The sequence below is a fragment of the Amycolatopsis sp. NPDC004772 genome (assembly GCF_053601215.1).
This window is the reverse complement of record NZ_JBSGBK010000071.1, coordinates 31,658-44,872: the sequence shown is the minus strand read 5'-3', so window position 1 is coordinate 44,872 and position 13,215 is coordinate 31,658. Positions and strand designations below refer to the sequence as shown.

The following is a 13,215-nucleotide window of genomic DNA, read 5'->3' as shown; positions in this document are numbered from 1 at the left end:
CAACCCGCAAGCAGGCGGCAGCGAGGCTACGAGCCAGGTCACCAGCGGCCAGGATCCCAACCACCGCAACAGCGGCAACACCACCCTGACACTGAGGGAGGCTAGTGATGAGTCGGGGTTTTGGTTCTGCTTCGCGCTGACGGCGGCTCGTTGGGGCAGGTCGGGTGGGTGCGCCGCCTGGAACCTGGTGCGGCGGGGAGGCGACGCGGCAGGTGTGGCTGTGGGGCAAAAGGAGCGGGCGCGGAGGCCGCGGGTGCGGGCGAAGGCGGTGCGGCGGGCGAAGGCGGTGCGGCGGGCGCCGGTAGGGCGAACGCCGGTAGGGCGAACGCCGGTAGGGCGGGCGCTGGTGAGGGGCTCGGGTGGGGGCGAAGCCGGGGCGGGGGCGGCGGTGCAGAGGATGCCGGCGCGGCGGCCCGGTAGGACAGGCACCGGTGCGGCGGGCGGGCGACGCGGGGTCGGAGGGCGCGGGGTCGAGCGAAGCCGGGGCGGCGGGCGGCGGTGCGGAGGGTGCGGGTGCGGGTCACGTGCTCACCGAAAGCGCCAGCGCGGAGGAAGCGGACGTAGGCGGCGCGGGTACCGATGATGCGGAGCGCGAGAGCCGCGAGCGCGAGGGGTGCGCATGCGGGAGTGCCGGGCGCCGCCGCTGCGGCTCCCGGCACTTCTGCTCCCCCGCTCAGGCTCAAGCCGTCCACTCGGGGTTGCGGCCCAGGTACCTCAGCAGCGTTGCCACTGCGTCGTCGGCCGGGGAGGGGTCCAGCGCCGGGGCGTATGCGAAGCCTCGCAGGGGCTCTGCCAGCTGGTGGGCCACCGGGAGGAGGTGGGCCGCCAATGCCGGCGTCAGCGGGGACTTCTGGCCCGTTGCCACCGCGATGTCCCATGCGTGGACCGCCGCGTCCAATGCTGCCGCTCCGACCGCTACCGGGGCCGGGAGGGCTCCCTGGGGCAACGGGGTCGGGACCGCCTCGGCGCCCCGGGACACCGTTGCGAACGCCGCGGTCGCCGCCGCCAGGGTGGGCTCCAAGAACTCCGAGGCCGTCACCGAAAGCGAACCCGAGGGGGCGAACGGGTTGAAGTCCGGGCCGCCCGTTCCGGTGATCGCCGCCGCGTAGCCGAGCTGGTCGCCTGCCGCGTGCTGGAGGACCTGGGTGACGTTCCACTCCGCGCACGGCGTCGGGACCGACCAGTCCGTCACGCCCGCGATCGCCGCGCGCAGGGCTTCGTGGGCGGCCTCGAGAACCGGCCAGCCGGCCTGCACGCCCGCGAAGAACTTGCGGATGTCCGCCACCAGGACCTCCGTGGCTTCGTGCGCCGCGTAGTGGCCCGCCGCGTCGCGGGGGCCGCCGCCGGTCGCCGTGACGTCGTAGGTGTTCCAGCTGACGATGTTCGCGTGGTCGCGCTCGGCGAACCTGCGGATCGACTGGAAGTCGCCCTTGAACATCGCCAGGGCCGTCGGGACCGTCGTCGGGCCCTCCGGGTGCGCCGTCGCGCGGGCGTTCTCGTAGTAGAAGCGGATCGACGAGCCGCCCGTGCGGGTCAGCCAGTACAGCGCCACGTTCGCCACCACGAACTCCGGGTCCAGGTGCTCGCCGAACAGCTGGGCGTTCCACGCCAGCAGGCCCAGCGGCGAGTCCGTCAGCGCGAACGCCAGCGTGTGCGGCTGCTGGCTGTGCAGGATGTTGAACGAGAACATGTTCTCCGAGAACCACTGCAGGTGCGCCAGCGCGGCCTGGTCGGCCTCGCTCAGGTCCGCCATCTCCGCCGGGTCGCCCGACGGGAACGAGAACAGCTGCGTGACGTGCACGCCGACGACCTTCTCCGGCGCGAGCCGCCCGATCTCCGGCGAGATCATCGACCCGCCGTCGTTGCCGACCGCGCCGTACTTCTCGTAGCCCAGCCGGCTCATCAGCTCGGCCCACGCCGCCGCCGTGCGGTGGGTGTCCCAGCCCGCCGAGCGGGTCGGACCCGAGAAGCCGAAGCCCGGCAGGGACGGGATGACCAGGTGGAACGCCGGCTCATCGGCCGACGCCGGCTCGGTCAGCGGGCCGATCACGTCCAGGTACTCCACGATCGAGCCCGGCCAGCCGTGCGTCAGCACCAGCGGCGTCGCGTCCGCCCGCGACGAGCGGACGTGCAGGAAGTGGATCTCCTCGCCGTCGATCTCCGCCACGAACTGCGGGTACGCGTTCAGCCGCGCCTCGAACGCCCGCCAGTCGAACTTCTCCAGCCAGTACTCGGCCAGCGCGCGGACCCGCTCGTTCGTGACGCCGTACTCGGCGGGCAGCTCGTCCGGCCACAGCGCCCCGCGCAGGCGGCTCTCCAGGTCCGCGAGGGCGGCCTGCGGGATCTCGACGCGGAACGGGCGGAGGGCGGGGACCGTCATGGTGAACTCCTCGGAAGAGTGGAACGGAATGCTTCGTTCCGAACTGTATCAGACCGGAACGATCCGTTCCAGTGGTAATCTCGGCGGATGCGCGAGACAGACACCGCCCTGCCCGGCCGCCGCGGTCAGGCCGCCCGCAACAACCTCGTGATCCTCGACGCCGCCCGGCACGTCTTCCTCGGCGATCCGAAGGCCCCGATCTCGCAGGTCGCCGAACGCGCCGGCGTCGGCATCAGCGCGCTCTACCGCCGCTACCCCAGCAAGGAAGCCCTGCTCTGCAAGATCTGCCACGACGGGCTGCTCATGTACATCGGCGAGGCCGAAGTCGCCGCGGAGGAGCCGGACGGCTGGGCGGCGCTGACCGGGTTCCTCGCCCGGGTCGTCGAACTCGACGTGCACTCCCTGACCGTCCACCTCGCCGGCACGTTCACCCCGACCCCCGAGATGGGCCGGGACGCGCGGCGGGCGGGCGAGCTGACCAAGCACCTGGTCGAGCGGGCGCACGCGTCCGGGCGGCTGCGCGCGGACGCCGTCGCCGAGGACATCGGCATGATCCTCGAGTGCTGCGCCGCCATCCGCGTCGACGACCAGGACCGGACGTCGGAGCTGCGCCACCGGTACCTCGCGCTGCTCGTCGAGGGGTTGTCGGCGAACGGTCCGGATCTGCCGGGCCCGCCGCCGCGGCCGGGTGAGATGAACGGCCGCTGGCGTCCCTCCTGACGGCGGCGCCGCAACGCGTCCGGATGGCGGTAACGAATTCCGGGAGTGCGACGACTGATCAGCGTCGGCTGTCCAGAAAAGACCCCAATGCACCATCAGTCAGAGCGGCATTCCCGGACCGGAACAGCGAGATGACGACTATGCAAAGAAGCTGGCGACGGACCACGATCCTGTCTTCGGTGGCCGCACTGGCCACGGCGTTCATCGCAATCGCCCCCGCCGCGCAGGCGGACACGCCCACCAGTTCCGTCGAAGTCAGTCCCACCACGGTGCTTCCGGGACAGACGTTCACGGTCACGCAAACCATTCACAACGACCGCGATTTCACGGTGACTTTCGCGAAGGGCGCCATTTACGGCACGCCGACCGCGATCGTCGACGTCGCCGATATCGTGTCCTGCACCAACACCACGGCGGTCGGCTGTTTCCAGGCCGGCAGCAGCTACCGCGCCGCCTTCGGCGACCTCGAGGCGGGCGGCACGAAGACCACGGTGTGGACCTTGCGCGTCAAGGACACCGCGACGCCGGGGCAGTTCACGCTGCAGCACCAGTTCGTCGGGGACAACTACTCCTTCGAAACCCTCGACGGCCCCGTGATCACCGTCGCCGAGCCGTCCACGCAGGCGGACGTCAAGGTCGCGCTGGGCGCCACCGGGCACGGCGGGCTGAACGCGCGCATCGACTACACGGTGACCGTGACGAACAACGGCCCGGCCGCGGCGACCGGAACCCGGGTCGTGGCCACGTATCCGGCCGGTCTGTCGTTCGCCAGCGGCAGCGGCTGCACCCACGTCAGCGGCACCCGGACCGTGAACTGTGACGTTGCTTCGCTGGCCAGCGGCACGTCGGTGACGCCGAAGTTCTCGGTGAACGGCGGCCTGCTCGCGCTCGGTTCGTACACCACGACGGCGAAGCGGACGGCGAGTTCGCCCGCGGATCCCAATGCCGCCAACGACAGCGCGTCGAAGACGTGCTCGGCGCTCACCGGGCTCATCGTGACCTGCTGAGGGTTCGCGAGAGGTGAACCGGGCTCGTGTCCTCCGCCAGGGACACGGGCCCGGTTCGCGTTTTCAGCCCGTGACCGAGGCGTACAGCTTCGCGATGTCGTCGTCGAAATAGGCGCTGTAGGAAACGTCCGGGGTGTCGCCGCCGAGCTGGTAACCGCCGATCACGCCGATGACGGCGCCGTCGGTGACCCACGGCCCGCCGCTGGTTCCGTCCGGGAAACCGGGGCACGCCACGCGCAACTGATAAGTGTCGGAACGCGTCGTGTCGCCCGCGCAGACCACCGGGGAATCGGTCGTGTCGGGGTAGCCCGTGAGGGTGATCCGGTGCTCGAATCCGCGATTCGTGCCGAGCACGTTCGCGCCGGTGAGGCTTTCCAGCGAGGCGGGGTTTCCGGCCTGCCGGACGGTCAGGAACGCGAAATCCAGATCGGGATCGTTCGACGACGTCCAGCCACCGGCGACGGCCACCGAGGTCACCGCCCACTGTCCGAACGGCGCGACGCCGTCGTGGTAGCCGGGGGCGAAGGTCATGCCGTCCCGGACGCAGTGCGCGGCGGTGAGGACGAGGTCGCCCGCCGTCGAGTGGACGACGCTCGCCGTGCAGAAGTGGCTTCCGTTCGCGAACAGCGCACCGACCGGGGACGCGGCGGGCTTCGCCGGTGCTGCGGTGGGGGTGGTGGGGACGGGAGTGGTGGTGATCGCGCCCGCGGCGTAGGCGTCGTCGGCGGTCGTGCCGGTGCCGAGGACCAGCCCGGTTCCCAGGACCAGCAACGCCGCCGCGGCCGTCAGCGCGGTGCGGGGAAACTTGATCGCCACCGGTCCAGATCACCACAGGGACGCCGTGTCCGCAGCGTGCGCGGGCCGATGCACAGCGACCTCATAGTGACCTCACAGCGCGGCACAGGCTCGGCTGCCGCGAGGGTCACCCATCCTCACCTGCGCTCCTGACTGTCCGCACAGGCCGAGGAACCCACATTCGGCGCCTCCCGCGCACCCATCCCCCTCGGTACGGTGACCGCATGATGCGGAAGGCCGTCGCCGTGCGGCGGGACGAGATCGTGCGGGCCGCTCTCGCGCAGATCCGGTCCCGGGGGATCGCCGGGGTGCGGGCCGCCGATGTCGCTCACTCACTCGATGTCAGCACCGCGCTGATCTTCTACCACTTCGGGACCCTCGAAACGCTCGTCATCGAAGCCTTCCGGCAGGCCGCCGAGCACGAACTGGGCAAGCTGGACCACGAGCTCGGCAAAGGCGGCCCCGCCGACAAGCGGCTGCGCGCCGTCCTCGCCCTGTACGGGCCCACCAAGCACGACAACTGGCCGCTGTGGATCGAAGCCGGCGCCGCCGCGATGCGCGACGCCGCCCTGCGGGCCGTGCTGCAGCGGCTCGACCTGCGGTGGCGGGACGCCGTCGTCGCGCTGATCGCGGAGGGTGTCGGGGCCGGGACCTTCCGGTGCCCCGATCCGCACGGCGCCGCGTGGCGGCTGACCGCGCTGCTCGACGGGCTCGCCGTCCAGGTCGTCGCCCGGCAGGGCACGGTCACCACCGGGGACTGCGAGCGGTGGGTCGCCCAGGCGATGGCGCACGAGCTCGGGTGTTGACCGGGGGATCAGGAGGGGCGATGAGCGGAACGGCGTTGCTCGAAGTGGCGTGGACCGACCCCGTCACCGGGTGCCGCGGCTACCTGGTGATCGACCGGCTCGTGCGCGGCGTCGCCAGCGGCGGGCTGCGGATGCGCCGCGGCTGCTCGCTGTTCGAGGTCCGCGGCCTGGCCCGCAGCATGACGCTCAAGGAAGGCCTCAACTACGACCCCGACGGCCGCTACATCCCCCTCGGCGGCGCCAAGGGCGGTATCGACTTCGACCCCTACGACGAGCGCGCCCGCGACGTCGTCGCCCGGTACCTGCACGCCATGCGGCCGCTCATCGAGCAGTACTGGACCATGGGTGAGGACCTGGGCCTGCGCCAGGACGTCATCGACGGCGTCATCGCCGAAATCGGCCTGCTCAGCCCGGTCCAGGCCGTCTACCCGCTGCTCGAAGACCGCGACGCGGCGACCGCCCGGCTCGCGGAGGCCTTCCGGATCGAGGTCGGCGGCCTGGGGCTCGACGAGCTGGTCGGCGGCCTCGGCGTCGCGCAGGCCACGCTCACCGGGCTCGAGCTGCTCGGCATGGCCGACCGGCCGAACCGGGTGGTGCTCCAGGGGTTCGGCGCGATGGGCGGCGCCACCGCCCGCTTCCTCGCCGACGCCGGGCTGCGCGTCGTCGGCGTCTCGGACGTGCGCGGGGTGGTCGCCAACCCGGACGGCCTCGACGTCGAGAACCTGCTCCGGCACCGCGACCGCTTCGGCGGCATCGACCGCGACAACCTCAAGCCCGGCGACGAGCTGCTGCCCCCGGAAGCGTGGCTGGACGTGCCGGCCGAGGTGCTGGTGCCGGCGGCGATCTCCTACTGCATCGACGCCGACAACCAGGCCAAGATCGGCGCGCACCTCATCGTCGAGGCCGCGAACCTGCCGGTCACCCCGGACGCCGAGGAGCTCCTCGACCGGCGCGGGATCCGCGTGGTGCCGGACTTCGTCGCCAACTCGGCGACCAACTCCTGGTGGTGGTGGACGCTGTTCGGCGACGTCGGCGCGGACGCCGAGGAAGCCTTCGGCAAGGTCCGCGCCCGGATGCGCGGCCTGGTGACCGGCATGTTCGAGGTCGCCACGCTCGACGGCCTCAGCCTCCGCGACGCCGCGCTGCAGCTGTCGGAGAAGAACCTCGAGGCCATCCAGGCCCGGTTCGGGTGAGGGAACGAATCCGCCCCCAAAGTAGTTGAGCGTTGTATGAAACTCGGCATCTACAGCTTCGGCGACCGCGCGCCGGACCCGCGCACCGGCGACCAGCCCACCGTCGCGCGGACGCTGGCCAACACCCTCGAGCGGATCAAGCTCGCCGACGACCTGGGCCTGGGCTTCTACGGCCTCGGCGAGCACCACCTCGACCAGTACGCGATCTCGAACCCCGGCACGGTGCTGGCCGCCGCCGCGAGCGTGACGAGCCGGATCACCCTGAGCTCCGCCGTCACCGTGCTGAGCACCGAGGACCCGGTCCGCCTCTACCAGCAGTTCACCACCCTCGACCAGCTCAGCCACGGCCGCGCCGAACTGCTCGCCGGGCGCGGGTCGTTCACCGAGTCCTTCCCGCTGTTCGGCAACGACCTCGGCGACTACGACGAGCTCTTCGAGGAGAAGCTCGCGCTGCTCCTGCGCATCGACCGCGAAGACCCGCTGACCTGGTCCGGCAAGTTCCGGCCGCCGCTGGAGAACGCGCGGATCCTGCCCCGGCCGTACGGGGAGCGCCTGCGCATCTCGGTCGGCACCGGCGGCAACCCCGAGTCGTCGATCCGCGCCGGCCTGCTCGGCCTGCCGGTGGTGTACGCGGTGATCGGCGGACAGCCCGAGCGCTTCGCCCCGCTCGTCGACCTCTATCGCCGCGCCGGGGAAGCGGGCGAACAGCAGGACCTGCACGTCACCATGGGCGCGATCGGCTTCATCGCCGAAAAGTCTCAGGACGCCAAGGAAACCTTCTACCCGTACTGGCTCGAGACGATGAAGTACGGCGCCCGCGCCCGCGGCTGGGCGGTCCCGACGCGCGCGGAGTACGACGAGTTCACCCGCGACGCGAACGCGCTGTTCGTCGGCAGCCCGCAGGAGATCGCCGAACGCCTGATCGCGGTCGGCAAGCTCACCGGCGCGGACCGGTACGCCATGCAGATGGACTGGTCCGGTGTCCCGCACGCCGAAGTCATGCGGGCCATCGAACTGCTCGGCACCGAGGTGCTCCCGCTGGTGGAAAAGGAGTTCTAGACGTCGTTCGCGGCGATGTAGCCGAACGTCATCGCGGGGCCGATGGTCGACCCCGCGCCGGCGTAGCTGTGGCCCATCACCGCCGCGCTCGCGTTGCCCGCCGCGTACAGGCCGGGGATCACCGAGCCGTCCGGGCGCAGCACGCGCGCCCGGGCGTCCGTGCGCATGCCGCCCTTCGTGCCGAGGTCGCCGGGGACCAGCCGCAGCGCGTAGTACGGCGCCTGCTTCAGCTGGGCCAGGCAGGAGTTCGGGGTCACCGACGGGTCCGTGTAGTAGTGGTCGTACGCACTCGCGCCGCGGCGGAAGTCGGGGTCGGCGCCGGCGCGGGCGAAGCCGTTGAAGCGGTCCACAGTGGACTTCAAGACGGCGGACGGCACGCCGATCTGCGTGGCCAGGCCCTGGACGCTCGACGCCTTGAAGACCGCGCCCGCGCTGTACCAGGCGTCCGGGAACGGCAGCAGCGGCGCGATGTCGCGGAAGAGGTACCGGTTGCGGTAGTTCTGGTCGACGATCAGCCAGGCCGGGATGTCCGGGGCCGCCGGGTTCTTGTCGTACATGGTGTGCACGACGTCGCTGTAGGGCGCGGCTTCGTTGACGAACCGCTGCCCGGCCTGGTTCACGATCAGCCCGCCGGGCAGGGTCCGCTCGGCCAGGCAGAAGTACGGGTCGCCCGGTGTCGGGATGGCCGGGCCCCACCAGGCGTCGTCCATCAGGTCGAGCGCGGCGCCGGCCCGCTGCCCGGCGCGGTGGCCGTCGCCGGTGTTCTCCTTCGCGCCGACGGTCCAGTCGGTGCCGATCGGCTGCCGCTGGTACTGCGCGCGCATCGCCGCGTTGTGCTCGAACCCGCCGGAGCCGACGATCACCCCGCGCCGGGCCCGCACCAGCCCGCTCGGCGTCACCACCCCGGTCACCGCGCCGTTTTCGACGTTCAGGTCGACGAGCGGGGTGTTGAGCAGCACCGGGACGTTCGCCCGCTGCAGGCCCACGCGCAGGCCGGCGGCGAGCGACTGCCCCATGGTGAGCGGCTTCTGCCCGGCCAGCGCGGCAGCGGTGCCGCGGGCGAGGCACTCGGCGGCGACCGCGGCACCCTTGGCGTTCACCAGGGCCAGGTTCAGCCACTTGTAGTCGGCGCTGAAGACGACGAGCCCGGGCGGGGTGGCGAGGTAGGGCGGGTTCAGGTTCGCCAGCTCGGCGCCGAGCAGGTTCCCGTCGAACTGGTCCGGCTCGATCGACCGGCCGTTCGGCAGCCCGCCCGGCAGCTCCGGGTAGTAGTCGCTGTAGCCCTCCATGAAGCGGAACCGCAGCGGGCTGTTGGCCAGGACGAACGAGATCATCGCCGGGCCGTTGCGCAGGAAGGCCTCCTGACGCGCGGCCGGCACGTCCGGGCCGACGACGGCGGCGAGGTACTGCGCGGCCTTCGCGGGCGTGTCCGGGACGCCCGCGGCGAGCAGCACCTGGTTGTTGGGGATCCAGATGCCGGCCCCGGACCGGGCCGCGGACCCGCCGAAGGTCGGCGCCTTCTCGAGCACGACGACGCTCAGCCCGCGTTTGGCCGCGGTCAGCGCGGCGGTCATGCCGGCGGCGCCGGAGCCGACCACGACGACGTCGTACTCCCCCGCCGGCGCCGCGGCGGCCGGGGCCGCGAGCCCGGCGGTGACGGCGAGGCCCACCCCAGCGGCGCTGCCACGGAGGAGCTGGCGGCGGGTCAGGTCGGCATCCATGGCGACTCCTCGCTCGCGGGAACGGCGAGGGTCATGGTCTCCGGCACGGCCCCGAACTGGAACAGGTTCTACCCGAGTGGAGCAGTGCCGCCCGGCGCGGCTCGGCCGCCGGAGTCAATGGGAACGGGCATTCGGCGCAGGCTCACCCCCGCCAGGTCACCGGCACCTCCTCCGGCCCGCGCACCGACAGCGGCGGCCGCCAGGTGATCGTCTCCCACGGTACCGCCAGGTCCAGCCCCGGCAGCCGGTCCAGCAGCGCCCGCAGCGCGATCTCCCCTTCGAGCCGGGCGAGTGCCGCGCCCAGGCAGAAGTGGATGCCGTGCCCGAAGCCGAGCTGCGGTGCGTCCTTCCGGCGGATGTCGAACGCCGCCGCCGACGGGAACGCGTTCTCGTCTCGGTTCGCGGCCCCGACGTGTGCCAGCACCGCCTCCCCGCGGCGCACCAGCACCCCGCTCAGCGTGACGTCCTCCAGCGCGACGCGCAGCAGGGACGAGTCGACCGGGCCGTCGTAGCGCATGATCTCCTCGACCGCCCCCGGCGTCAGCGCGGGATCGGCACGCAACGCCGCCAGCTGCTCCGGGTGCCGGCTCAGCAGGACGATCCCGCAGCCGATCAGGCTGACCGTCGTCTCGTGGCCGGCGAGCAGCAGCTGGGTGGCCAGGTCGATCAGCTCCGGCTCGGTGAGCCGGTCGCCGTCCTCGTCGCGGGCGTGCACCAGCGCGCTCAGGAAGTCGTCCGCGGGCCGGGCGCGCTTCTCCGCCACCAGCGCGGCCATGTCCTCGGCGCCGTCGCGGCGGGCCTGCTCGACGTCGGCGGGCGCGTGCTGCATCGGCGTCACGATCACGCGCGACCACCGCGCGAACCGCGCGCGGCCGGCGAACGGGACGCCGAGCAGCTCGCACATGACCAGCGTCGGCAGTGGGAAGGCGAACGCCTCGACCAGGTTCGCCGGCGGCCCGTGCGCGATCATCGCGTCGACGAGCTCGTCGGCGATCTCCTGGATCCGCGGCCGCAGCGCGGCGATCCGGCGGACGGTGAACGCCTGCGCCGACAGCCGCCGCAGGCGCGTGTGGTCGGGCGGGTCCAGGTTCAGGATGCTGTGCTCGCCGGTCGAGAAATCGCCCGGCTCGATCAGGCACGGCGCACCCGGGTACAGCAGGTTGCGGCTGAACCGCGGGTCGGAGAAGACCGTGCGGACGTCGTCGTAGCGGGTCACCAGCCAGCCTTCGTGCCCGCTGGGGAACGCGATCCGGGACATCGGCGGGTGCCCGGCGTAGACCTCCCCCATCGGGACGGCGGGGTGGTCCTTCTCGGCGGGGTAGACGGCGGTCATGCCGCCGATGATGGGCGCCCTTCCCGGCGTCGCGGAAGGTGCCCGGCCACGGGAAACCCGTCCGGACGCCGGAAACCGCCCGGACGGCCTCACCCGCGGGGTGTCCTATGTGGACATAAGCAGTAAGTTGACGTCCTCCTCAAGTTGTGGCTAAGTTGAGAGCGTACTCAACTTGAGGAGGTTGCTTTGCCGAAAGTGCTCGCCGTCCTGGGGGCCGGCCCCGGACTGGGCCTGTCGATCGCCCACCGGTTCGGCCGCGAAGGCTTCACGACCGCGCTGGTTTCCCGCACCGACACGCGGCACGCGAGTTACCGCGCGTCCCTGGCCGGGATCGATGCCCGCACCTACACGGCCGACGTCACCGAGGAAGACGGGCTTCGCGACGTGCTCGTCCGCATCACCGCCGACGCCGGCGAGATCGACACGGTGTACTTCGGGCCGGCCGACGCTACGGCGGGCCCGGGCATCACGCCGCTCACCGAAGCCGGTGCCGGCACCCTGCGCGCCACGTTCGATTCCGTCGTGCGCCCGGCGGCGCAACTGGTCGAAGCCGTGCTGCCGGGCCTGGTGAAGCGCGGCTCGGGGTCGTTGCTCTTCGCCGGTGGCCTGAGCGGCAAGTACCCGATGCCGATGCTCGGCAGCCTCGCCCCGGCGTCGGCGGCGCTGCGGATGTACGTGCTCACGCTGCACGAGGCCCTGCGCGAAACGGGCGTCCACGCCGGGATCCTCACCATCGGCGGCCTCATCGAGCGCGGCGACATCCACCGCGCGTTCACCGCGCAGGACCACGGCTTCAGCGTCGGCACGCTCGATCCGGACGACATCGCCGAACGGGCGTGGCAGGTCTACACCGAGCGGGAAGCCGAAGCGGAGTTCAACGCGATGGCGGCGGTCTAGGCGAGATAAGCGAGTTCCGGGTGCGCGGCGGCGTAGGCGTCGAGCAGCCGCCGGGCGACCGGCACCGAGCCGACCAGCGGGTGCAGCGCGAACGCCCGCAGCGCCGCCGCCCGCGAACCCGTCGTCGCCGCTTCGATCACGGCCCGCTCGACGGCCTTGACCGTCGTCACCAGGCCGAGCGCGTGGTCGGCGAGGGGCCCGGTGGCGAGCGGGCGGGCGCCGCCGGCGTCGACGGCGCACGGAACCTCGACGACCGCGTCACCCGGCACACCTGGCAGCGCGGAACCGTTGCGGACGTTCAGGATCAGCGTCGTGCGTTCGCCGTGCGCGAGGGCGCGCATCAAGGCCAGCGCGACCTTCTCGTAGCCGCCGCCTTCGAGGTCGTCACGCTCCCCTTCGCGCGTTTCGGCCATGTACGTCGCTTCGCGTTCCAGGCGCGTGCGTTCCCACGAAGCCAGCGAAGGTTCCGCGTAGAAACCGCGTTGCTGCTCGAGGAGGAACGCCCCGCGCGACTCCGAACCCGCGGCCTCGCGGGCGAAGTAGTAGTAATGCAGGTATTCGTTGGGGATCGCGCCGAGCGTGCGCAGCCAGTCCGCGCCGAAGAGCCGGCCCTCCTCGAACGACTCGCACGCGGCGGAGTCGGCCAGCAGCCGCGGCAGGACGTCCTCGCCGCCGACCCGCACCGAGCGGAGCCAGCCGAGGTGGTTGAGCCCCGCGTAGTCGAACTTCGCCGCCGCCGCGTCGATCCCGAGCGCCCGGCCGACGCGGCGGCAGAGCCCGACCGGCGAGTCGCAGATGCCGATCACCCGGCCGCCGAGGTGCGCGGCCATCGCTTCGGTGACCAGCCCCGCGGGGTTGGTGAAGTTGATGACCCACGCGCGCGGCGCCAGCTCGCCGACCAGCCGCGCGAGGGCGACCGCGACCGGGACCGTCCGGAGTCCGTAGGCGATCCCGCCCGCGCCGGCGGTTTCCTGGCCCAGCACGCCTTCCGCGTGCGCGATCCGCTCGTCCAGCCGGCGGCCGCGCAGGCCGCCGACGCGGATGGCCGAGAACACGAAGTCCACATCGGACACCGCGGTGGCGAGGTCGGTGGTGGTGAGGACCCGTGGCGCGTCCGCGACGCCGTCCGCCTGCTCGGCCAGGACCCGTTCGATCGCCGCGAGGCGCCCGGCGTCGACGTCGTGCAGGACGAGCTCGGTGACCTCGCCTCCGTCCAGCAGCGCCCCGTGCACCAGCGGCACGCGGAACCCGCCGCCGCCGAGGATCGCCAGCCTCATGGGCGGCCGCTTCGCTCGTTCGAGTCA

At 72.2% G+C, this 13,215-nt stretch carries 12 protein-coding genes; 6 read left to right on the top strand and 6 right to left on the bottom strand.

All coding sequences use genetic code 11. From position 1 onward, the window contains the following. Nucleotides 1-679: 679 nt before the first annotated feature. A complete protein-coding gene (locus ACWEF6_RS32215) occupies nucleotides 680-2,380 on the bottom strand; it encodes a TIGR03086 family metal-binding protein (protein WP_449686370.1) in 1,701 nt (566 codons plus the stop codon). Between the two features lie 87 nt (nucleotides 2,381-2,467). Between ACWEF6_RS32215 and ACWEF6_RS32210 the strand changes: the two genes are divergently transcribed. Next, nucleotides 2,468-3,100: a TetR/AcrR family transcriptional regulator gene (locus ACWEF6_RS32210; protein ID WP_449686369.1), complete on the top strand. Its 633-nt coding sequence runs from the start codon at nucleotides 2,468-2,470 to the stop codon at nucleotides 3,098-3,100. 58 nt (nucleotides 3,101-3,158) lie between these two features. On the opposite strand, the gene ACWEF6_RS32205 is transcribed toward ACWEF6_RS32210, so the two are convergent. Then, a complete protein-coding gene (locus tag ACWEF6_RS32205; RefSeq protein WP_449686374.1) occupies nucleotides 3,159-3,398 on the bottom strand; it encodes a hypothetical protein in 240 nt (79 codons plus the stop codon). Here ACWEF6_RS32205 and ACWEF6_RS32200 point away from each other — a divergent pair. Beyond that, nucleotides 3,280-4,107, top strand: coding sequence for a hypothetical protein (locus tag ACWEF6_RS32200; RefSeq protein ID WP_449686368.1), 828 nt, complete (start codon nucleotides 3,280-3,282; stop codon nucleotides 4,105-4,107). The two genes, ACWEF6_RS32205 and ACWEF6_RS32200, sit on opposite strands and share 119 nt — an antisense overlap. A 63-nt stretch (nucleotides 4,108-4,170) precedes the next feature. Here the strand turns inward: ACWEF6_RS32200 and ACWEF6_RS32195 are convergent, their stop codons facing one another. Beyond that, a complete protein-coding gene (locus ACWEF6_RS32195) occupies nucleotides 4,171-4,923 on the bottom strand; it encodes a trypsin-like serine peptidase (RefSeq protein WP_449686367.1) in 753 nt (250 codons plus the stop codon). Between the two features lie 203 nt (nucleotides 4,924-5,126). On the opposite strand from ACWEF6_RS32195, the gene ACWEF6_RS32190 reads away from it, so the two are divergent. From ACWEF6_RS32190 to ACWEF6_RS32180, 3 genes are read left to right on the top strand one after another with little or no spacing between them, the layout of a single operon-like run. Beyond that, nucleotides 5,127-5,708, top strand: a complete 582-nt coding sequence (locus ACWEF6_RS32190; protein ID WP_449686366.1) for a TetR/AcrR family transcriptional regulator — start codon at nucleotides 5,127-5,129, stop codon at nucleotides 5,706-5,708. Between the two features lie 20 nt (nucleotides 5,709-5,728). Continuing rightward, on the top strand, nucleotides 5,729-6,901 hold the full coding sequence (locus tag ACWEF6_RS32185) for a Glu/Leu/Phe/Val dehydrogenase dimerization domain-containing protein (RefSeq protein WP_449686365.1): 1,173 nt from the start codon (nucleotides 5,729-5,731) through the stop codon (nucleotides 6,899-6,901). Between the two features lie 36 nt (nucleotides 6,902-6,937). After that, complete coding sequence (locus tag ACWEF6_RS32180) at nucleotides 6,938-7,960, top strand: LLM class flavin-dependent oxidoreductase (RefSeq protein ID WP_449686364.1); 1,023 nt, start codon at nucleotides 6,938-6,940, stop codon at nucleotides 7,958-7,960. On the opposite strand, the gene kstD is transcribed toward ACWEF6_RS32180, so the two are convergent. Together kstD and ACWEF6_RS32170 are read right to left on the bottom strand one after the other, a co-directional pair. Next, nucleotides 7,957-9,681 (bottom strand): 3-oxosteroid 1-dehydrogenase, encoded by a 1,725-nt coding sequence (kstD, locus tag ACWEF6_RS32175; protein ID WP_449686363.1) that lies wholly within the window; start codon nucleotides 9,679-9,681, stop codon nucleotides 7,957-7,959. The genes ACWEF6_RS32180 and kstD overlap by 4 nt on opposite strands. 142 nt (nucleotides 9,682-9,823) lie before the next feature. Next, on the bottom strand, nucleotides 9,824-11,014 hold the full coding sequence (locus tag ACWEF6_RS32170; RefSeq protein WP_449686362.1) for a cytochrome P450: 1,191 nt from the start codon (nucleotides 11,012-11,014) through the stop codon (nucleotides 9,824-9,826). A gap of 195 nt (nucleotides 11,015-11,209) precedes the next feature. Here ACWEF6_RS32170 and ACWEF6_RS32165 point away from each other — a divergent pair, with 195 nt between their 5' ends. Next, on the top strand, nucleotides 11,210-11,911 hold the full coding sequence (locus ACWEF6_RS32165; protein WP_449686373.1) for an SDR family NAD(P)-dependent oxidoreductase: 702 nt from the start codon (nucleotides 11,210-11,212) through the stop codon (nucleotides 11,909-11,911). Here the strand turns inward: ACWEF6_RS32165 and ACWEF6_RS32160 are convergent. Then, nucleotides 11,908-13,188, bottom strand: a complete 1,281-nt coding sequence (locus tag ACWEF6_RS32160) for a 6-phospho-beta-glucosidase (RefSeq protein ID WP_449686361.1) — start codon at nucleotides 13,186-13,188, stop codon at nucleotides 11,908-11,910. The genes ACWEF6_RS32165 and ACWEF6_RS32160 overlap by 4 nt on opposite strands. Nucleotides 13,189-13,215 lie beyond the last annotated feature (27 nt).

Excerpts from the sequence above, each read along its gene's own strand:
- ACWEF6_RS32170 (WP_449686362.1), bottom strand. The coding sequence starts at position 11,014 with ATGACCGCCGTCTACCCCGCCGAGAAGGACCACCCCGCCGTCCCGATG.
- ACWEF6_RS32215 (WP_449686370.1), bottom strand. The coding sequence starts at position 2,380 with ATGACGGTCCCCGCCCTCCGCCCGTTCCGCGTCGAGATCCCGCAGGCC.
- ACWEF6_RS32180 (WP_449686364.1), top strand. The coding sequence starts at position 6,938 with ATGAAACTCGGCATCTACAGCTTCGGCGACCGCGCGCCGGACCCGCGC.
- ACWEF6_RS32190 (WP_449686366.1), top strand. The coding sequence starts at position 5,127 with ATGATGCGGAAGGCCGTCGCCGTGCGGCGGGACGAGATCGTGCGGGCC.
- ACWEF6_RS32160 (WP_449686361.1), bottom strand. The coding sequence starts at position 13,188 with ATGAGGCTGGCGATCCTCGGCGGCGGCGGGTTCCGCGTGCCGCTGGTG.
- kstD (WP_449686363.1), bottom strand. The coding sequence starts at position 9,681 with ATGGATGCCGACCTGACCCGCCGCCAGCTCCTCCGTGGCAGCGCCGCT.
- ACWEF6_RS32185 (WP_449686365.1), top strand. The coding sequence starts at position 5,729 with ATGAGCGGAACGGCGTTGCTCGAAGTGGCGTGGACCGACCCCGTCACC.
- ACWEF6_RS32210 (WP_449686369.1), top strand. The coding sequence starts at position 2,468 with ATGCGCGAGACAGACACCGCCCTGCCCGGCCGCCGCGGTCAGGCCGCC.